Annotated in this window: 20 protein-coding genes and 1 riboswitch; of the genes, 10 read left to right on the top strand and 10 right to left on the bottom strand. The window is 74.0% G+C overall.

The annotated features are described in order from the left end of the window. The first annotated feature begins 29 nt into the window (after positions 1-29). The 3 genes from AB1207_RS14100 to AB1207_RS14090 all read left to right on the top strand — a co-directional run bounded on the left by AB1207_RS14100 (position 30) and on the right by AB1207_RS14090 (position 4,118). Entirely contained in the window at positions 30-1,283 is a 1,254-nt protein-coding gene (locus AB1207_RS14100; protein WP_367639015.1) for an amidohydrolase, read from the top strand. Positions 1,284-1,332: 49 nt separating this feature from the next. Then, positions 1,333-2,241: a diacylglycerol/lipid kinase family protein gene (locus AB1207_RS14095; protein WP_367639014.1), complete on the top strand. Its 909-nt coding sequence runs from the start codon at positions 1,333-1,335 to the stop codon at positions 2,239-2,241. An 89-nt stretch (positions 2,242-2,330) separates the two neighbouring features. Then, the gene (locus tag AB1207_RS14090; RefSeq protein ID WP_367639013.1) at positions 2,331-4,118 is read left to right on the top strand and encodes an HD-GYP domain-containing protein; all 1,788 of its coding nucleotides are present in this window, start codon (positions 2,331-2,333) and stop codon (positions 4,116-4,118) included. Between the two features lie 12 nt (positions 4,119-4,130). Here AB1207_RS14090 and AB1207_RS14085 read toward each other — a convergent pair whose 3' ends face one another. The 5 genes from AB1207_RS14085 to AB1207_RS14065 form a co-directional block, all read right to left on the bottom strand. Next, entirely contained in the window at positions 4,131-4,730 is a 600-nt protein-coding gene (locus AB1207_RS14085; protein WP_367639133.1) for a methionine ABC transporter permease, read from the bottom strand. 68 nt (positions 4,731-4,798) lie between these two features. Beyond that, complete coding sequence (locus AB1207_RS14080) at positions 4,799-5,827, bottom strand: methionine ABC transporter ATP-binding protein (RefSeq protein WP_367639012.1); 1,029 nt, start codon at positions 5,825-5,827, stop codon at positions 4,799-4,801. Beyond that, on the bottom strand, positions 5,824-6,771 hold the full coding sequence (locus AB1207_RS14075) for a MetQ/NlpA family ABC transporter substrate-binding protein (RefSeq protein ID WP_367639011.1): 948 nt from the start codon (positions 6,769-6,771) through the stop codon (positions 5,824-5,826). Before AB1207_RS14075 ends, AB1207_RS14080 begins: the two co-directional genes overlap by 4 nt. A gap of 67 nt (positions 6,772-6,838) precedes the next feature. After that, a riboswitch (SAM riboswitch) is annotated at positions 6,839-6,949 on the bottom strand. Between the two features lie 47 nt (positions 6,950-6,996). Beyond that, positions 6,997-7,194, bottom strand: a complete 198-nt coding sequence (locus AB1207_RS14070) for a DUF1737 domain-containing protein (protein ID WP_367639010.1) — start codon at positions 7,192-7,194, stop codon at positions 6,997-6,999. After that, positions 7,191-7,823, bottom strand: coding sequence for a DUF7711 family protein (locus AB1207_RS14065; protein ID WP_367639009.1), 633 nt, complete (start codon positions 7,821-7,823; stop codon positions 7,191-7,193). The genes AB1207_RS14070 and AB1207_RS14065 overlap by 4 nt, the downstream gene beginning before the upstream one ends. Positions 7,824-7,902: 79 nt before the next feature. On the opposite strand from AB1207_RS14065, the gene AB1207_RS14060 reads away from it, so the two are divergent. After that, complete coding sequence (locus AB1207_RS14060) at positions 7,903-8,406, top strand: OsmC family protein (RefSeq protein WP_367639008.1); 504 nt, start codon at positions 7,903-7,905, stop codon at positions 8,404-8,406. Between the two features lie 39 nt (positions 8,407-8,445). On the opposite strand, the gene AB1207_RS14055 is transcribed toward AB1207_RS14060, so the two are convergent. The 3 genes from AB1207_RS14055 to add are packed head-to-tail and all read right to left on the bottom strand — an operon-like array spanning position 8,446 to position 12,342. Then, complete coding sequence (locus AB1207_RS14055) at positions 8,446-9,900, bottom strand: purine-cytosine permease family protein (protein WP_367639007.1); 1,455 nt, start codon at positions 9,898-9,900, stop codon at positions 8,446-8,448. A gap of 46 nt (positions 9,901-9,946) precedes the next feature. Next, on the bottom strand, positions 9,947-11,332 hold the full coding sequence (locus tag AB1207_RS14050) for an NtaA/DmoA family FMN-dependent monooxygenase (protein ID WP_367639006.1): 1,386 nt from the start codon (positions 11,330-11,332) through the stop codon (positions 9,947-9,949). Then, entirely contained in the window at positions 11,314-12,342 is a 1,029-nt protein-coding gene (gene add, locus AB1207_RS14045) for an adenosine deaminase (protein ID WP_367639005.1), read from the bottom strand. Before add ends, AB1207_RS14050 begins: the two co-directional genes overlap by 19 nt. A 66-nt stretch (positions 12,343-12,408) precedes the next feature. Here add and AB1207_RS14040 point away from each other — a divergent pair, with 66 nt between their 5' ends. The 4 genes from AB1207_RS14040 (at position 12,409) to AB1207_RS14025 (ending at position 16,335) form a co-directional block, all read left to right on the top strand. Next, positions 12,409-13,320 (top strand): LysR family transcriptional regulator, encoded by a 912-nt coding sequence (locus AB1207_RS14040; RefSeq protein ID WP_367639004.1) that lies wholly within the window; start codon positions 12,409-12,411, stop codon positions 13,318-13,320. Positions 13,321-13,352: 32 nt separating this feature from the next. After that, entirely contained in the window at positions 13,353-14,066 is a 714-nt protein-coding gene (locus AB1207_RS14035; RefSeq protein ID WP_367639003.1) for a GntR family transcriptional regulator, read from the top strand. A gap of 128 nt (positions 14,067-14,194) precedes the next feature. Continuing rightward, positions 14,195-15,535: an MFS transporter gene (locus AB1207_RS14030; RefSeq protein WP_367639002.1), complete on the top strand. Its 1,341-nt coding sequence runs from the start codon at positions 14,195-14,197 to the stop codon at positions 15,533-15,535. A gap of 38 nt (positions 15,536-15,573) precedes the next feature. Next, positions 15,574-16,335 (top strand): SDR family NAD(P)-dependent oxidoreductase, encoded by a 762-nt coding sequence (locus AB1207_RS14025; RefSeq protein ID WP_367639001.1) that lies wholly within the window; start codon positions 15,574-15,576, stop codon positions 16,333-16,335. A gap of 63 nt (positions 16,336-16,398) precedes the next feature. Here AB1207_RS14025 and AB1207_RS14020 read toward each other — a convergent pair whose 3' ends face one another. Further along, on the bottom strand, positions 16,399-17,472 hold the full coding sequence (locus AB1207_RS14020) for an aldose epimerase family protein (RefSeq protein ID WP_367638999.1): 1,074 nt from the start codon (positions 17,470-17,472) through the stop codon (positions 16,399-16,401). A 91-nt stretch (positions 17,473-17,563) separates the two neighbouring features. Then, complete coding sequence (locus AB1207_RS14015; RefSeq protein WP_367638998.1) at positions 17,564-18,286, bottom strand: uracil-DNA glycosylase; 723 nt, start codon at positions 18,284-18,286, stop codon at positions 17,564-17,566. A 167-nt stretch (positions 18,287-18,453) separates the two neighbouring features. Here AB1207_RS14015 and AB1207_RS14010 point away from each other — a divergent pair, with 167 nt between their 5' ends. Together AB1207_RS14010 and AB1207_RS14005 are read left to right on the top strand one after the other, a co-directional pair. Continuing rightward, a complete protein-coding gene (locus tag AB1207_RS14010; protein WP_496204301.1) occupies positions 18,454-18,771 on the top strand; it encodes a DUF3263 domain-containing protein in 318 nt (105 codons plus the stop codon). Positions 18,772-19,198: 427 nt separating this feature from the next. Then, positions 19,199-19,402, top strand: a complete 204-nt coding sequence (locus AB1207_RS14005) for a cold-shock protein (protein ID WP_179749831.1) — start codon at positions 19,199-19,201, stop codon at positions 19,400-19,402. The last annotated feature ends 55 nt before the right edge of the window (positions 19,403-19,457 follow it).

Genomic DNA, 19,457 nt, shown 5'->3' with positions numbered 1-19,457 from the left:
ACCACCGCGGGGCTGCGACAGTGACCGCCGTGAGCGCCCCCCAGGACCGGACCAGGTCGCGTGACGTCGCCGTCGTCGGCGGGGACGTCCGCACCCTCGACCCGCGGTGGCGCGGTGGCTCCGTCCGCGGGACGGTCCTCGTCCGGGACGGGCGCATCGTCGCCGTCGGCCCCGACGTCCCGGTGCCCGCGGGCGTGCCCGTCGTCGACGCCACCGGCCGCTGGGTCCTGCCGGGCTTCGTCGACCCCCACACCCACCTCGGCGTGCACGCCGAGGGCGAGGGGTGGCACGGCGCCGATGTCAACGAGAAGGGCGAACCCCGCGGCGCCCGGCTGCGGACGTGGGACGGCGTCGACCCCGCCGACCGGGGGTTCGCCGACGCCCTCGGTGCGGGCGTCACGACGGTCGCCGTGCTGCCGGGGTCCGCCGGAGTCGTCGGGGGCCAGACGAGCGCGCTGAAGACCTGGGGTCCCACGGTCGACGCGATGCTGCTGCGCGCGCCGCTGGGCGTGAAGAGCGCGCTGGGGGAGAACCCCAAGAAGAACTCCTCGGGCGGGAAGGGGCCGGGGACGCGGATGGGTGTCGCGGCCGCGCTGCGCGACGCCTTCGCTGCGGCGCAGCGCTTCACCCTCGAGCGGGACCGTGCGCAGGCCGACGGCGGGGAGCCGGGCCCGGTGACGGGGACGGACCGGGACGCGGAGGTCCTGGCCCGCGTGCTGGCCGGGGAGCTGCTGTGGCACCAGCACGCCCACCGCGCCGACGACATCGCCACCGCGGTCCGCCTCGCCGACGAGTTCGGTTACCGGCTCGTCCTCAACCACGTCACCGAGGGGCACCTCGTCCTGGACCTGCTGCGCGAGCGCGGGCTGCCCGCCGTCGTCGGGCCGCTGCTCACGTCGCGCTCGAAGCCGGAGCTGCGCAACCGCTCGCTCGCGGTGCCGGGCCTGCTCGCCGGCGCCGGGCTGCAGGTCGCGCTGACGACCGACCACCCCGTGGTGCCGATCCAGTACCTGCCCGTCTCGGCGGCCTTCGCGGTCAAGGAGGGGATGGACCCCGACGAGGCGTTGCGCGCCCTGACCCTCAACCCCGCGCGCATCCTGGGCCTGGACGACCGCGTGGGGTCGCTGGCCCCCGGCCTCGACGGGGACGTCGTCGTCTGGTCCGGCGACCCCCTCGACGTCATGTCCCGCGCGCTGCACGTCGTCCTCGGCGGCCGGTCGGTCTACCGGTGGGACGGCCGGGGCGAGGTCCTCGGCCACGACGGCACCTGGAACCCCCTGTGACCCGCGCCACGGGCGGCACCCGGTGGGCGTGCCGGGCGTTGACCCCCGCGTGAGCGACCAGGACGACCAGAGCTTCCTCGCCCTCGTCAACGCGGGGGCCGGATCCGCCAGGGCCGACGCCGTCGACGCGGTCGTCGGGGAACTGGGCCGGGCCGGCGACGTCGAACTGCGCCGCACCGGCAGCCTCGACGAGCTGCGCGAGGCCCTCCTGGGCGCGGACGGGCGCCGCGTCGTCCTCATGGGCGGGGACGGCTCGCTGCACGCCGCGTTGCAACTGCTGTGGGACGCGCGGCAGACGTGGGAGGTCGGCCCCCTGGGCATCGTGCCGCTCGGCACGGGCAACGACCTGGCGCGCTCGCTGCGGCTCCCGCTCGACCCCGTCGCCGCCGCCCGGCTCGTCACCACGGGCCGGCCGCGCGGGCTCGAACTGCTCGTCGACTCCCACGACCGCATCACCGTCAACACCGTCCACGCCGGGATCGGCGCGTCCGCCACCGCCAAGGCGCAGCGGCTGAAGAAGGGGCTGAAGGCGCTCGCGTACCCCGTGGGGGCCGCGTGGGCGGGGATCAGCGCGGGCCGGGGGTTCCGGCTGCGCGTCGAGGTCGACGGGAACGTCGTGGCGCCGGGTCCCGAACCCGTCCTCATGGTGGGCATCGGCATCGGCGGGACGATCGGCGGCGGCGCCCCGCTCGTGCCCGGCGCCGACCCGCACGACGGGGTGGCCGACGTCGTGGTGAGCACGTCCACGGGTCCGCTGGCCCGGCTCGGGTTCGCGGCGGGGCTGCGCCGCGGGGTGCACGTCGAACGCCAGGACGTCACGACGGCGGCCGGGAAGGTCGTCGAGATCACCGCCGAGTCGGGCACGTTCCGGCTGAACTCCGACGGTGAGGTCACCGACCACCAGACGTCGGAGCGCTTCGAGATGCACGCCGACGTCTGGCGGGTGGTGTGTCCCTGAGGGCGGTGGTGTCCCCGGCGCACGACCGGTCGGGTGAATGACGGGACTCGCTCCTCAATGCGGCGGGTGGGTGGGCCGACGCTCTCGCCGTGTCCAGTGGCCCCACCCAGAACTACGACGGCGACGGCGCGACGTGGCGCCCGCGTCCGGTGCTCGCCCTCCTCGTGCGGGCCGTCGTCGCCCTCGGGCCGGTCGTCTTCGCCGCCGCGGTGGGAGCCGCTGCGGCGCACTGGGTCCCGCCGCGGCACCTCGGGGTCCCGGCCGCCGTCTGGCTGCTCGCCGTCGTCGCCGTCTCCTCCGCGGTGCTCGTGGTCTGCGCCCGCCACCTGCGCAGGTTGCTCCCGCTGGCGTCGCTGCTGCGCCTGAGCCTCGTGCTGCCCGACCGCGTCCCGAGCCGGTTCGCCGTGGCCCGCCGTACCTGGTCCCCCCAGAACCTGCGGGACGGCCGGGTGCCCGCCGGCGACCCGGCCCACCTCGTGCTCGGCCTCGTCGGTGCCCTGGCCGCCCACGACGACCGCACGCGCGCCCACGGTGAGCGCGTCCAGGCGTACGCCGCCCTCATCGGGCGCGAACTGGGCCTGTCCCGGGACGACGTCGCCCGGCTCAGTTGGGCCGCCCTGCTGCACGACGTCGGCAAGGTCGGGGTGCCCGTGGAGGTCATCAACGGCGCGGGCCGGCCGAGCGAGCAGGAGTGGGCCGTGCTGCAGGGGCACCCCGCGCACGGTGGCCGGCTCGTCGAACCGTTGCGCGGCTGGCTGGGGGACTGGCTCGACGGGGTCGAGCAGCACCACGAACGCTGGGACGGAGGCGGGTACCCGCGTGGACTCGCCGGCACCGACGTCTCCCTGGCCGCGCGCGTCATCGCGGTGGCGGACACCTACGACGTCATCACCTCGGCGCGCTCGTACGAGAAGCCCCTGTCGGCCAGGCAGGCCCGCCAGGAGATCACGCGCTGCGCCGGGGGGCAGTTCGACCCCGACGTCGTGCGCGCGTTCCTCTCGGTGGGCATCGGGCGGCTCCGTCTCGTGGCCGGCCCCGCCACCCTGCTCGCCGCGCTCCCCGGTCTCGGCGCCGTTCCCGCGCAGGCGCTCTCGACGGCCTCGACCGTCGCGCAGACCTCCGGCGGTCACGTCCTGAGCGTGGTGCTGGCGGCAGGTGTGGGGGTGGGCGTCGGAGCGGGCGGGGCGCAGGCCGTGGCTCCGGCACCGGTCGTGGGGTCGCGGACCGCCACGTCGACCGACGACGGTGCCGGTGCGCGGCCGGGTCCGGTCCCCACGACCGCCCCGGTCTCCCCGTCCCGCGCAGTCCCGACGGGCGTGCCGACGCCCTCGGGGGCGCCGCTCGCCCCCGGGGGGACGCCCACGGACGTTCCGGCCGCGAGCGTCACCACGTCCCCGGCCACGTCCCCGGCCACGTCCCCGGCCACGGTCCCCGAGACCCCCGTGGCCGCGACGGGGACGCCCACCGGCGTCGTGGTCCCGGAGACCGGCGGCACCACGGGCGAGCCCTCGGAACCCTCGACCCCGAGCACGGGGCAGCCGGGTCCGATCGGGCGGGCACCGGCTCCTCGGGAGTCGGCTCCGCAGAAGCCGGCTCCGCAGAAGCCGGCTCCGCAGAAACCGGCTCCGCAGAAACCGGCTGCGGAGGACCCGGCCGCGAGGAAACCGGTTCCGCAGACGTCGGCGAACCCGGAGCCAGTGCCTCCGAAGCCCGTGCCCGCGAAGCCCGTCGAACCCCACCCTGCCGGTCCGGAGCCCGCCCCGCGGGCGGCGGCCCAGGACGCGCCGTCGGATCGCCCGGCGGGCCGGGCGGCGGGGAAGGGGCCCCGCACGACGACGGCGCCGGGCCCGGCCGGTCGGCCGGACCCGGCGCCGTGAGCCGGTGCTGGGTCAGCGCCGCATGACCCCGCGCGCGAGGCGGTTGCCGACGACCTGGCCCACCTGCACGATGACGATGATGGCGGCCACGGCGACGTAGATGATCCCGTAGTCGTACTGCTGCTTGCCGTAGCTGATGGCGTAGTCCCCGAGCCCACCGCCGCCGACCAGACCGGCCTGCGCCGTCATGTCCACGATCCCGATGAAGATGAACGTGTAGCCGAGGATGAGCGGCCCGAGCCCCTCGGGGATGACGACGCCGACGAGGATGGACATCCGGGACGCGCCGACGGCGCGGGCGGCCTCCACGACACCGGGGTCGACACCGACGAGGCTCTGTTCGACGATCCGGGCCACGGCGAACGCCGCCGCCAGCGAGATGGCGAACGTGACCGCCGAGGTGCCGATCGTCGTCCCCACGGCGGCGATCTGCAGGGGGGTGATCGCCGCGAGGAAGATGACGAACGGGATCGGGCGGACGAGGTTCACGACGAACCCGATCACCCCGAACACGAACCGGTTGCCGTACAGGTTCCCCGGCCGGGTGGCGTACAGCGCCGTGCCGAGGACGAGCCCGATCACGCCGGAGGCGATGAGCGAGACGACCGACATGAGCAGGGTCTGCCAGATCGCGGTCTTGAAGACGTCGATCGTTTCGAGGAATCCGCTGAAGTCCACGCTCAGGCCTCCTCGTCCGTGTGGATGCCGGCCGACTGCAACGCCGAGAGCGCCGCCTCGACGGATCCGGGGGCACCGGTCAGTTCGTAGGTGAGCGAACCCACCCGGCGCTCGCGGATCTCCGAGACCCCGCCGTACACGAGTTCGGCGGTGACCCCCTGCTGCCGGAAGGCGGAGTCGATGCGCTGCTGCAGGCCGGGCTCGTCGGTGATGCGGACGCTCACGAGGCGGCCCGGGTGGTGGGACCGCAACCGCGCGACCGTGTCGGCCGAGGGGCGGTCGTGCGTCGCGCTGCGCACGAAGCGCTGCGCCGCAGGGGTCTTCGGGTACGAGAAGACGTCGTAGACGTCCCCGACCTCGACGACCCGGCCCTGTTCCATCACGGCGACGCGGTCGGCGATCTGCCGGACGGCCTCCATCTCGTGGGTGATGACGACGATGGTGACGCCGAGTTCGGTGTTGACGCGTCGCAGCAGCGACAGCACCTCGGTCGTCGTCTCGGGGTCCAGCGCGCTCGTCGCCTCGTCGCACAGCAGCAGCGGCGGGTTCGTCGCGAGGGCGCGGGCGATGCCGACCCGCTGCTTCTGCCCGCCCGACAACTGCTCGGGGTAGGCGTGCGCGCGGTCGAGCAGGCCGACGAAGTCGAGCAGTTCGGCGGTGCGCCGGTCGCGCTCGGCCTTCGCGACTCCCGCGACCTTCAGCGGGTACGCGACGTTCCCGGCGACGGTCCGGGACCGGAACAGGTTGAACTGCTGGAAGATCATGCCGATGCGGGAACGCGCCGAGCGCAGTTCCCCCTCCGACAGCGTCGTCAGGTCCTGGCCGGCGACGCGGACGCTGCCCGACGTCGGCTTCTCGAGCGCGTTGATGAGCCGGACCAGGGTGGACTTCCCGGCGCCGGAGTACCCGATGACGGCGAGGACCTCGCCCTCGGCGACGTCGAGGGAGACGCCGTCGACCGCCGTGACGGTGCTGCCGCCACGACGGTCGAAGGTCTTGCTGACGTCCGTCAGCGAGATGAGCGTGCTCACTTGCCCGAGGCGGCCTTCGCGTCGGCCTCGACCTCGGTCAGTTCCTTCTGCAGGTCCGCCGCGGAGGTGTCCTGGACGACCGCGCCCGGGTTCTCCTCCAGGAACACCTCCTGCACGGCCGGGTCGTGCCACAGCTGCGCGAGCTTGAGGTACGTCTCGTTGCCCGTGTCCGCCTTGCGGGAGGTGAAGATGTTGACGTAGGGGGCCGCGGCGGGGTCGCTGGGGTCGTCCTTGACGATGATGTCGCTCGTCGGCAGCTTGGCCTTGGTGGCGTAGTTGTTGTTGACGATCGCGGCGACCACGGAACCGGACTGCAGGGCCGAGGCGGTCTGGTCGGCGGCGACGGTCGTCACCTCGACCTTGGCCGACTCGATGTCGCTGACCTTGGAGAACGCGGTCCCGCCGTTCTTCAGCGTCACCAGGCCGGCGCTCTGCAGCACGAGCAGGCCGCGCGCCTCGTTGATCGCGTCGTTCGGGATGGCGACCTTCGCGTCGGCGGGCAGTTCACCGGTGGACTTCGCGGTGAGCGAGTACAGCGGCAGCGGGTACACGGCCGTCGCCCCGATGGGCTGCAGGTCGTCACCGGAGGTGACGTTGTAGTTCGCGAGGTACTGGATGTGCTGGAACTGGTTGAGGTCCAGCTGGTCCTGCGACAGCGCCGGGTTCGGCTGGCTGTAGTCGGAGAAGTTGACCAGTTCGACGTCGACGTTCAGCTGCGACTTCGCGAGCTCCTTGTACGTCGTCCAGTACTTCAGCGACGCGTCGGCGACACCGATCTTGACGGTCTTCGCCTCGCCGCCGCCGGCGGCCGCGGTGGTCGTGGTGTCGTCTCGGTTGCCCAGGACGAGGGCGACGACCACGACGACCACGACGACCGCGGCGACGACGCCGACGAGGAGGCCACGGCGCTTGGGCTTGTCGGGCAGGGCGGGGGCGTTGGACACGCGATCACTCCGGGAGTCGTTCGGCGGGCGCGCGGCTCGCAGCACTCCGTGATCGACGGGGTCCGTTGATCCGCGCTTGCCGGACGGGGTCGTCCGGCCAGGTCCTCACCTGGGGCACCCCACCGCGGAGGAGGGTTGCCGGACAGCGAGCCAGGGCTTGTCGCTGTCACTCATGACCTGTCCAGACCCTAGCACCGGCCGCGCCGTGGTCCGGCCCCGCGAGCGTCAGCCCTCTGGCCTCACCTGGGCGAGGACGTGGGGGAGGACCACGGCCTGCGCGGCGACCGTCCGACCCTCGGTCGTGGTGACCGAGGGGCTGCCGAACAGCACGTACCCGTCGGCGAGGGCGGCGCTGACCTTCTCGCAGAACGAGCGGTCGTCGGGGCCGGTCAGCAGGCGGTAGCTCAGCTTCTCCTCGCTCATCCGGGGAGGGTATCCCCGGCGGTGTCCACGGGGTCCAGGGCGTCCTGGACGGCGAGGAACCCCAGGGCCGCGTCGGCCAGCGCGTCGCCGCGCTTCTTCGGCGACCCGGGCGCCCACCGCTTGTCGTCGTACTCGACCGCGCTGCGGCGCAACGCCTCCCGGCTCACGTGCAGTTCCCTCCCGAGTCGCTCGACGAGGTCGGCGGGGGAGGGGGCCGCCGGTCGCAACGACTCCCCGTCCCCGGCGCGCAGCTGCACGAGGACGTCGTGGTCGAGGCCGTCCTGCGCCGTCCAGAACCGCACGGGCCGCTCGACGACGTGGTTCCACACGGGCGCCTCGCCCGACCGGAACCACAGGACCACGGGTTTCGTCTCCAGCCCCGACGCGGCGAGCCAGTGGCCTGCCGCGGGCGGTCGGGTGCCGGCCGCGCAGTCGGCCTCCGCCGCGTTCGTCACGAGGGCCACCCGGACGGCGTCGTCGGGCAGGTCGTCGCGGCGCGGGCCGAGCAGGGGGCCGAACACCCACGCCTCGCCCACCCGCAGGGTCACGATGCCCGCGGGCTGGCGGTGCACGTGCGCGCAGCGGTCGGCGACGTCCTCGAGGGTCTTCAGGGCGGTGGTCCACTTCACGCCGCCCAGTGTGGCGGGCCGTCCGCGCGAGGAGCGGGGAGGTTGCGGGTCGGACCACCTCCGGGCCTAAGCTTCGCCGGTGGATTCGACCGAACTGAGGGCCCTGCAGAAGCCGTTGAAGGACTCCTACCGGGAGGATCCGGCGAAGGCGCTGGTGCCGGCCAAGGCCGTCGCGGTGCTCGACGGGCAGTCCATCGGGGTCTCGGTCGACGGGTTCGCCGGGACGACCCGCGCGGGGCTGCACCCCGCCGCCGGGGGTGACGGCACCGAGGCCTGCTCGGCCGACATGCTCTGCGAGGCCGTCGCCGCGTGCGCCGGTGTGACGCTGCGCAGCGTCGCGACCGCCATGGGCGTGGAGCTGCGGAACGCGTCGGTGACGGCCGAGGCGCACTGGGACGCCCGCGGCACCCTCGGCGTCTCCCGCGAGGTCCCCGTCGGCATCACGGACGTGACGATCACGTTCGACTTCACCTCCGACGCCGACGAGGCCACGGAGCAGAAGATGATCACGCTGGCCGAGCGCTACTGCGTCATCGCCCAGACGTTGCAGACGCCGCCGAAGGTCACCGTCCAGCGCGCCTGACGCCCGTCGGGGTGGTGGGGACTCGTCGTCCGGCGGCGGTCAGCGGCGCTCCTGCCGCCGCACCTCACCGCGGCCGAACGCGGCGACGGAGACGAACCCGAGGACGAGCGCGAGCAGGACGCCGATGTTGGCGTAGGCCCACTCGCCCTCGCGGCCGCCGATCGGCCCGAGCAGGTAGCCCTGCCACGCCAGCCAGCTCGCGCCGCTGTTGGTGACCAGGCCCCAGCCCACGACGGTCGCCACGAGCATCGTCCCGAGGGCCAGGGGCCGCACCGCGCCGTACCGCCCGCGGGCGTCGAGCAGCTCGTCCTCGGCGTACCCGGTCCGCCGGGTGGCGAGGTCGGCGAGGAAGATCCCCGCCCACGCCGCGATCGGCACGCCCAGGGTGATGAGGAACCCCTGGAACGGGACGAGGAAGTCGGCCGAGAAGAAGGCGATGTAGACGGCGCCGGCGACCATGAGCGCGCCGTCGACGAGGACGGCGACCGGCCGCGGCACGCGCAGGCCGACGTTGAGCAGCGCCAGGCCCGAGGAGTAGATGTCCATGACGGCCCCGCCGACGAGGCCGAGGACCGCGACGACCACGAACGGCACGAGGAACCAGGTCGGCAGGATGCCCGTGAGCGCCCCGACCGGGTCCTTGGCCACGCTGTCGTTCAGCCCGGGCTGCGAGCCGACGATGAGCGCGCCGAAGACCAGCAGGACGGCCGGGCCGAGGGAGGAGCCCAGCGTGGTCCAGAACACGACGCCGCGGCTGGAGGCGTCGCGCGGCAGGTAGCGGGAGTAGTCGGCCGCGGCGTTGGCCCAGCCCAGGCCGAACCCCGTCATGACCATGGTGAACGCGCCGACGACGGCGGCGGCGTCCCCGGCGGGTAGGGCCAGCACCGTGTCGAGGTCGATCGAGGGGGCCGCGAAGGCGATGTAGGCCACCGTCAGGACGGCGGTCACGACCGTGATCCAGCGCTGCATCCGCATGATGACGCGGAACCCCAGCGTGCCGCCGAGGACGATGAGCCCGACGACGACGACGAGCGCGACGAGCTTGGTGCCCGTCCCACCGCCGGCACCGAGGCGGTCCAGGACGGTCGCGGTCGCCAGGACGGCGACGGCGGCCAGCGAGGTCTCCCAGCCCAGCGTCAGCAGCCAGGACACGAGGGAGGGTAGCCGGTTGCCGTGCACCCCGAAGGCCGCGCGGGACAACGTCATCGTGGGCGCCGATCCGCGCTTGCCGGCGATCGCGACGAGCCCGACGACGACGTAGGACAGGAACACCCCGGCCACCGAGACGAGCGTCGCCTGCCAGAACGAGATGCCGAAGCCGAGGACGAAGGAGCCGTAGCTGACGGCCAGGACGGAGACGTTCGCGGCGAACCAGGGCCAGAACAGGTCCCGGGGCCGGCCGTGCCGCTCGTCCTCGCCCACGGCGTTCACGCCGTTGAGCTCGACGTCGACGCCGCCGACGCGGGTCTGCGGGGTCGCGGGCACCTCGCTCACCGCGACCGCCCGCCGCTCGTGCTCCCGTGCAGGACCACCGGTCCGCTCACCCAGCCTCTCGGGACGACCGGCGGAACCGTGCCGCCGGGTGGTCGGCGGGCAGCCTCGTGCGGCCCGCACCGAAGATCACCTCACGCAGCGTAAGGCTTTCCTCACGCGCGCGGGGCTGGTCCACGAGACCCCGGCGCCGCAGCTCCGGCACCAGCTCGGCGCAGAACTCGACGTAGGAGCCCGGCACGAGGAACGGCGTGACGTTGAACCCGTCGACCCCGGTCTCCTCGACGAGCCGTTCGACGTCGTCGGCGACCTCGGTGACCGAACCCGTGAGCACGAACTCGCGCATCCCGAAGCGCAGGAAGTCCGCCGTGGCCCGGGCCACGGTCTCCCCGCGGTAGCGCTCGACCTGGGTCCGGCCGCCCTCGGTGCTGACGGTCCCGAGGTCGGCGCGCTGGTCCAGCGCCCGCAGGTCCACGCCCGTCATGGACGCGAAGTAGGCCCGGGCGGCGTCGTCGTGGACCCACGACAGGTACCGCTCGAGCCGGTCCCGGGCGTGCGCGCGGTCGCGTCCCAGCACGACCGTGAGCCCGGCCAGGGTGCGCACCGACCCCCGGGGCCGGCCGTGGCGCTCGGCCCGCGCGTGGACGTCCTGGACCTGCCGGCGCACCCCCGCCGCGTCGCGGCCCTGGACGAAGACCACCTCGGCGTGGGTGGCGGCGAACTCCCGGCCCCGCTCGCTGGCGCCGGCCTGGAACAGGACGGGCGTGCGCTGCGGTGACGGCTCGACCTTGAAGTAGCCGTGGCTGGAGAACCAGCGGCCGTCGTGGTGCACCTCGTGGACGCGGCGCGGGTCGGCGTAGCGCCGGGCCTGCTTGTCGCCGACGACGGCGCCGTCCTCCCAGCCGCCCTCCAGCAGCCGGTAGCTCAGCTCGAGGTGCTCGTCGGCCACGTCGTAGCGGATGTCGTGGGCCGGCAGCGGCGCGGTCCCGTGCAGGTCGCTCACGACGGCCGACGACGTCGTCACGACGTTCCACCCGATGCGGCCGCGGGTCAGGTGGTCCAGCGTCGCGAACCGCCGGGCGTTCGAGTACGGGCCCTCGAACGTCGTCGAGGCCGTCACCGCGAAACCCAGCCGCCGGGTCACCGCGGCCATCGCGGGCACGAGCAGCAGCGGGTCGTTCGTGGGCATCTCCACGGCCTGCTCGAACGTCACGTCGGGCGTCGTCCCGCCGAGCACCGGGTACCCGGGGGAGTCGGCGAGGAACAGCAGGTCGAACCCGCCCTCCTCCAGCGTCCGGGCGAGGTCGAGCCAGTGGTCGAGGTCGGTGTAGCGGACGGTGTCCTGCTCGGGGTGGGCCCACAACCCCTGGCTCGTGAGGTTCGGGCCGTTGATCTCGAACGCGGACAGCAGCAGGCTCACGCGTCGTCCAGCCACGCCGCGAGCCCGGCCCCGAACACCTGCCGGGTCCGCGCGCTCATCCCCTCCACCCGCAACCCGTGGCCGGCCAGCGCCGCGAGGTCGGCGTCGGAGAACCCCCAGACGTCGCGCGCCACGGCGTACTGGTCGGTGACGCTGCGGCCGAACCAGAGCTGGTCGTCGGCGTTCAGGGTCACCCCCACGCCCGCGCGGTGCAGGACGGGCGCCGGGTGCGCAGCGAGGTCCGGCACGATCCCCAGCGCGACGTTCGAGACGGGGGCGACGTCCAGGACGATGCCCGACTCGACGAGCCGGCGGACGAACTCCGGGTTCTCGACCGACCGCACCCCGTGGGAGATCCGGGTGGCGCCCAGGACGTCCACCGCCTCCGCGACGCACTCCCAGCCGCCGGTCTGCCCGGCGTGGGCCACGACGGGCAACCCCGCGGCGCGGGCCCGGCCGGCGTGGGCGGCGAAGCGGTGCAGGCCCGAGGGTTCCTCGAAACCCGCGGTGCCGAAGGCGGTCACGCCCGCACCGGCGAACTCCACGGCGACGTCGGTGAGGTCGCCGGCGATGGGTTCGTCCTGGTCGGTGTTCACCGTGAGCAGCGCCCCGACCTCCACGCCGTGCCGCGTCGCAGCGTCGGCGAAGGCCTCCAGCACGACGCGGGTGACGTCGCGCAGGCTGCCCAGCCGGGGCGCGTACAACTGCGGTTCGACGGCGGGTTCGAGGTAGACGACGCCCTCGGCGGCCTCCTGCGCGACGAGGGCCCCGCACAGTTCGGCGAGGTCGTCGAGGTCGGCGACGAGGGCCGGGACGCGACCGTAGGCCTCGAAGAACTCCCACACGTCGCGCCAGCCGCCGGGACCGCCCGGTGCGCCGGTGCGTTCCGGCAGGTCGCGCTCGGGGTCGAGGTCGACCCCGCGCCGCCGGGCCAGCGCGAGCACCGCGTCCCGGGGGTAGGAACCGTCGAGGTGCGCGTGGACGTGGACCTTGGGCAGCGCGGTCAGCGACCGGGTGGACGGCACCTCGCCAACGTATGCGGGCAGGGGGCACCGTGTCGCACAAGCGGTTGTTCTGCGAAGATCAGGGCCGTGGATGCGCGGGCGGGACGGGGGTCGGGCGAACTCGACGCGAGGTCGTTGCGCTACCTCATGGCCGTCGCCCGCGAGCGCAGCTTCACCACGGCGGCGGCGTCGCTGCAGGTCTCCCAGCCGGCCCTGAGCCAGGCGATCGCCCGGATGGAAGCCCTCGTCGGCGGGCGCCTCGTCGTCCGCGACGCCCGGGGCGTGGCCCGCGAGGGATCGGCGCTGACGCCCAGCGGCCAGGCGCTGCTGGCCGACGCCGCCCACGTCACCGAGGTCCTGGACCGGGCCCTGGCGCGGGCCCGCCGCATCGCCGAGGCGGGGGAGCGCGAACGCCTCACCGTCGGCATCGGCACGTCGACGCCGCGCTGGGTCTCGACCCGGCTGGTCGAGGCCGCGCAGGAGAGCCCGCAGCTGGACGTCGTGCTGCGGCACGTCCCGTGGGGCCGGGAGGTGCACGACCTGTCCGACGGCAGCGTCGACGTCGTCTTCCTCCACCTCGCCCCGGGCCAGGACCCCGACCCTCGCCTGCGCACCGCGCACGTCAGCGACGTCGACCGGGTGGCGGTCTTCGCCCGCGGGCACCGGCTCACGGGGGTCGAGGCGCTGTCCATCGCCGACCTCGACGACGAACCCATCGTCGACGCCGGCAGCGACCGGGACGTCTGGCTCGTCGACCCGCGCCCGTCCGGGGCGTCCCCGGTGGTGGTGGGCCCTCCCGCGACGACGGTGGAGGAGATGCTCGCCGTCGTGGCGACGGGCCGCGCCATGGCGATCACGTCCGCGACCGTGGCGGCCGCGCACCGGTCCGACGACATCGTCTTCGTCCCGCTGCACGACCTCCCGCCGCTGGCCCTGCACCTCGTGGCGCTCGCCGACGACCGTCGGCCGGTCGTGGCGGACCTGCTGTCCTCCTTCTGAGCCCCCGCGGAGCGGGCCGTTACGATCCGGCGGTGGCCCCCCGCACCGTCCCGCCGACCGCCCCTGCCCGGGAATCGCTGGCCGACTCGGTGCACTCCTCGCTGCTCGCCTGGCTCATGGACGGCCACGCCGGGCCGGGGGAACCCCTGAGCATCGACGGCCTGGCCCGCGAGCTGGGCGTCTCGCCGACCCCCGTGCGCGAGGCGATGGCCCGCATCGAGCGGACGGGGCTGGTCGAGCGCGTCGCGATGCGCGGGTACCGGGTCGCGGGGCTGCTCACGCCGGCCGAGGTCGAGGAGCTCATGGACGCGCGGCTGCTCCTGGAGTGCCACAACGCGGCCGCCGCGGCGGCGCGCGTAGACGACGCCCTGCTCGACCGCCTCCAGGACACGGTGCGGCGCATGGAGGCAGCCCCCAAGGGGCCGTCCTTCGCGGACTACCAGGACTACCACCGGGCCGACAACGAGTTCCACCGGCTGCTGAACCGCGCGGGCGGCAACACGTTCCTCGCCGACGCCTTCGAGGCCCTCAACGGGCAGGTGCAGCGGTTCCGGCTGCGGCTGGTGGGGGACGGCGTGACCGACGCCGAGACGGCGATCGAGGAGCACGGGGCGCTGCTGCGAGCCCTGCGAGCGCGGGACGGTGACGCCGCGGCGGACCTCATGCGCGAACACCTCGAGGCCGTGCGCTCGCGGGCCCTCGCCGACAGCGCCGCCGTCGGCCACCGCGGGGCGCACGACTCCTAGGGTCACGACCAGTGCTACGACACGACGTCGGGTTGACACCTAGATCCTATTGGATGTTTCCTTCCGGCGGACGGTGAGGACCGTCCGACAGGACCCTCTGTGAACGAAGACGTCATCAGGAGCAGGTAGTGACCGCACCCGTCACCCCGGAGCAGACCGTGCTGGTCGACTCCGCCGTCCGCCGCTCGGTCAAGCGGCTCATCCCGTTCCTGCTGTTGATGTACGTGATCGCGTTCCTCGACCGCAGCAACGTCGGGTTCGCCAAGGAGGAGCTCGAGGCCGACATCGGCCTGTCCGCCGCCGCGTACGCCCTCGGCGCGGGCCTGTTCTTCGTCGGTTACGCCGTCTTCGAAGTGCCCAGCAACCTCATCATGCACAAGGTCGGCGCGCGCTGGTGGATGGCCCGGATCATGGTGACCTGGGGCATCATCGCGACCGCGTTCATGTTCGTGCAGGGCGAGACGATGTTCTACGTCCTGCGGTTCCTCCTCGGTGTCGCCGAGGCCGGGTTCTTCCCCGGCGTCCTGCTGTACCTCACGTACTGGTTCCCCGAGGACCGGCGCGCGTTCGCGACCGGCCTGTTCCAGATGGGCCTGCCGCTGGCCAACATCGTCGGCGGCCCGCTCTCGGGCGGGCTCCTCGAACTCGACGGGGTCGCGGGCCTGGCCGGGTACCAGTGGCTGTTCATGGTCGAGGGCGTCATCGCGGTCCTCGTCGGGATCGTCGCGGTGTTCTACCTGACCGACCGGCCCGAGAAGGCCGCCTGGATGCCGGCCGCCGAGCGCGACGCCCTGCTCGCGCGGCTCGAGGCCGACAACGCCGACCGCGCCGCCGTGGGCGGGCACCAGGGCTGGGCCAAGGCGCTGCTGAACCCCCGCGTCCTGTACTTCTGCCTGATCTGCCTGTGCATCCAGGCCGCGGTCTACGGCCTGACGTTCTTCCTGCCGACGCAGGTCGCGAGCATCACCGGCCGCGACGTCGGGTTCCAGGTCGGGCTGCTCACGTCCATCCCGTGGGCGTGCGCGTTCGTCACCATCGCCGTCCTGCCCCGGTTCGCCGACCGCAGCGGCAAGCACCGCGAGATCGGTGCCGCGCTGCTCGTCCTGTCCGGCATCGGCATCGCCGTCTCGGCCGTCGCGGAGAACGCCGTCGTCGCGATCGTCGCCCTGTGCGTCGCGGCCGTCGGTTTCGTCACGTGCCAGCCGCTGTTCTGGACCCTGCCCACCCGCTACCTCAGCGGGGCCGCGCTGGCGGCCGGGTTCGGTCTCATCAACGGCCTCGGGAACCTCGGCGGGTTCATCGCCCCGAACATCCGCGTCTGGGCCGAGGAGACGTTCGACTCCACCACCGCGGGCCTGTTCGCCCTGGCGGGGATGGCCGTCCTGGGGGCACTGTTCCTGCTGGGCACGAGGTTCCTGCGCACCGCCCCCGCCGACGCCCCCGCGACCACGGCCGACGCCGTCCGCTGATCCGACCCCGACCCCGAGCCCGACCCCAGGAGACCACCATGGAGTTCCCCACCCGCCGCACGGCCGTCGTCACCGGCGTCGGCGCCCCCCGCGGCATCGGCCGCGTCGTGGCCCGCCGCCTCGCGCAGGACGGCTGGAGCCTCGGCCTCGTCGACATCTCCGCGACCGGCGTCGAGGAGATCACCCGTGAACTGACCGACGCCGGCGCGCAGGTCCACGGCGTCGTCACCGACATCGCCTCGCCCGACTCCGTCGCGGACGCGTTCACGCAGTTCGACGCCTCGCTGCCGCCGGTCGTCGGCCTCGTCAACCTCGCCGGCATCGCCGACCCCACGCCGCTCATGGAGCTCACGCTCGAGGGCTGGAACCGGACGATGGCCGTCAACGCCACCGGGTCGCTGCTGATGATCCAGGCCGCGGCCCGCCGGATGATGGAGGTCGGGGTGGGGCGCATCGTCAACACGTCCTCGATCACCGCGGTCGACGGGGGCGGGACGTTCTCCAAGAGCTCCTACGCCGCGGCCAAGGCCGCGGTCCTCGGGCTGACCCGCGGCGCGGCCCGCGAACTCGGGCCGCACGGCATCACCGCCAACGCGATCCTGCCCGGCCCCATCGACACCGACATCATGGGCGGCACGCTGACCGACGAGCGCAAGGCCGCGATGTCCGCGGGCATCCCCGTCGGCCGCGTCGGGACGCCGGCCGACATCGCCGCCATGGTGGCGTTCCTGCTGTCCGAGGAGGCCGGGTTCGTCACCGGCGCCAGCTACCAGGTCGACGGCGGCAAGCACATCAACTGACGCGCCCGCCCGCCGACGCCCGCCCCGGTCTCCCGGGGCGGGCGTTCGCGTTCCTCGGGCAGGTCAGGCGGAGAACACGTACTCCGTCGTCGTGGCGAACTCCGCCCCCGGACGCAGCACCGGGTCGCCCAGTTCCGCCAGCGCGGGCTGGTTCACCGCGTCCGGCAGCAGTTGCGTCTCCAGGCACAGCGCGTCGCCCTGCCGGACGGGCCGGCCCTCGAGCGTGCGCCACGCGCCGGTGAGGAAGTTCCCCGAGTAGAACTGCAGCCCCGGCAGGTCGGTGCGGACCCGCACGGTGCGGCCCGACCGCGGCCCGCGCACCGAGGCGACCTCGCGGAACGAGCCTGGCTCGTCCAGGACGAGGCAGTGGTCGTAGCCCCCCGCGCGCAGGAGCTGCTCGTCGGCGTCGCGCAGGTGCTCGCCGATGCGGGTGGGGGAGGAGAAGTCGAACGGCGTGCCCGCGGTCGGGGCCAGCTCGCCGGTCGGGATGAGGTTCGCGTCCACGGGCAGGTAGCGGGTGGCCGCCACCTGCGCGACGTGGTCCTCCACGGAGCCGGCGCCGTCGAGGGCGAAGTAGGCGTGGTTCGTGAGGTTCACCGGCGTCGGCGCGTCGGTGGTGGCGTGGTGGTCCAGGCGCAGGGTGACCGCGTCCCCGTCCTGACGCAGGGAGTACGTGCAGGACACCTCGAGCGTGCCGGGGAACCCCATGTCGCCGTCGGGGCTCGTCAGGGAGAACCGCACCGCCGGAACCCCGTCGACCTCGGTCTCCTCCGCGGTCCAGACGCGCTGGTCGAAACCCTCGACTCCGCCGTGCAGGGCGTTCGGGCCGTCGTTGGTCGGGACGTCGTAGCGGGTGCCGTCGAGGGTGAACCGTCCGCCCGCGAGCCGGTTCGCGACGCGACCCACGCTCGCGCCGGGGTAGCCGTCGGCGGCCTCGTAGGCGGCGACGTCCGGGAGTGCGACGACGACGTCACCGATCTCGCCCGCGGCGTCGGGGACGCGGACCTGCTGCAGCGTGGCCCCGCGGGTCAGGACGGCCGCCGACGCGCCGGAGGGGAGTCGCAGCTCCCACCGCTCGACCGGCTCGCCGCGCCGGGTCCGGCCGAAGGGGCTGCGCTGCACCGTGGGGGAGGTCATGGGCCGATCGTGCCCCACGACACCCCGGTCCGTGCACGGGGTCGCCGTGCCTCGCCGCCGGGAGGCAACGTTCCCTACCACGGGCGGCCGGTCAGGCGAGGCGCCAGTCGATCCCGTCCCCGCCGGCCTCGCGCAGCAGCGCGTCGACGCGGCTGAAGGGGCGGGAGCCGAAGAACCCGCGCGAGGCGGACAGGGGGCTGGGGTGCACGCCCGCGACGACGGGCACCCCGTCGAGCAGCGGCTGCACCTGCTGCGCGTCCTTTCCCCACAACAGCGCGACGAGCGGACCGCCCCGCGTGGCGAGGGCGCGGACGGCGGCGTCGGTGACGGCCTGCCAGCCCAGGCGGCGGTGCGAGCCCGAGCTGCCCGCGCGGACGGTGAGGACGCGGTTGAGCAGGAGGACACCGGAGTCCGTCCACGACGACAGGTCCCCGTGCTCGGGGGGCCGGACGCCCACGTCGTCGCGCAGCTCGCGGCCGATGTTGACCAGGCTGCGCGGCAACGGCCGCACGTGCGGTTCGACGGCGAAGCTCAGCCCGACCGGGTGGCCGGCCGTCGGGTAGGGGTCCTGGCCGACGAGCAGCACCCGCACCCCGTCGAACGGCTGGCGGAAGGCGCGCAGGACGTCTCCCGGCGCGGGCAGCCAGCCGGCGTCGTCGGCCAGGGAGGCGGAGATGCGCTCCAGGTCGGCGCGCACGGGAGCCAGGGCCCGGGCCCAGCCGGGGTCGAGGTCGTCGAGGCCGAGACCGGCCGGGTCGGCGGCCGTCGCGGGGAAGACCGGGGGGGTCCGTGAGGCGGCTGGGTCGGCAGTCACGCGTGGGACGGTACCCAGGCCGGACCCGCGGCGCGCGGTCCCCGGCGCGCGGACGGAGGAGAATGACACGCGTGTGATGCCCTGCCTAGACTCGCCCCGCGAGCTGCCGTTCGGGGGCTCGGTCGAGAGGGGTGGACACCGTGGAGCGCTGGGACGCGACGGCACGCATCGAGGCCGACGTGCACACGGGGGACCACGCGCAGGAGGGGCCGGGCGGGGCGAGCGAACTGCCCGAGGGCCTGACCCGCCGCGACGCCGAGATCCTCGCCTTCGAGCGCCAGTGGTGGAAGTACGCCGGCGCCAAGGAGCAGGCCGTGCGCGAGCTCTTCGACCTCTCCCCGACGCGCTACTACCAGCTGCTGAACGCCCTCATCGACTCCCCGGCGGCCCTGGCGCACGACCCGATGCTCGTCAAGCGCCTGCGCCGCATGCGGTCGAGCCGCCAGCGTGCGCGGTCGGCCCGTCGTCTGGGCGTGCAGCCCTGAGCGGTCGGGGCCACCGCCCCCGCCAGCTCGCCGCGCGTCGCGGCGCCCACCGCACGCGCCGGGGGCCCGCCGGGGTGGCGGTGCTCGTCCTCGTCTGGCTCCTGGTGGCCGCGGCCGTCGCCACCGGGGTCGTGCTGGCCCTGCGCTCGGTCCTGCAGCCCGTCCTGGGAGTGCTCGACGGCGTCCTGTGACGCTCCCGCGCCGGCGCCCGTCGTGACCTTTCCGTGAAGACGAGGTTCACAGAACCTTGTAACACGCGCCCCTCCCGGCACTAATCTGAGCCTCGGTCGATCAGTTCGAGGAGCACACCCTCCCCGGGAGCGCACATCGGACCTGGCCCACGGCCTCGTGGCCGCGGGCAGCGTGAGACCCGTGTCCGGCGCGCGCCGGAGGCGTCTTCCGCTCGCTGCAGCACCAGGAGAAGGCAATGGCTCAGGGCACCGTGAAGTGGTTCAACGCCGAGAAGGGATACGGCTTCATCACCGTCGACGACGGTGGTGCCGACGTGTTCGTCCACTACTCCGCCATCGTCGCGGACGGCTACCGGTCCCTCGAGGAGGGGCAGCGGGTCGAGTTCGAGGTCGGCCAGGGGCAGAAGGGTCCGCAGGCCGAGAGCGTGCGCGGACTCTGACGCGGCGCGACCAGCGCAGGCGGCACTCGAGGCAGGACTCGAGGCAGGACGCGAG

Origin of the sequence: Kineococcus endophyticus (assembly GCF_040796495.1) — a bacterium.
In the GTDB taxonomy this organism is placed as follows: domain Bacteria; phylum Actinomycetota; class Actinomycetes; order Actinomycetales; family Kineococcaceae; genus Kineococcus; species Kineococcus endophyticus.
Note: the sequence above shows the minus strand (reverse complement) of the source record. Positions and strands in the feature narration are given on the sequence as shown.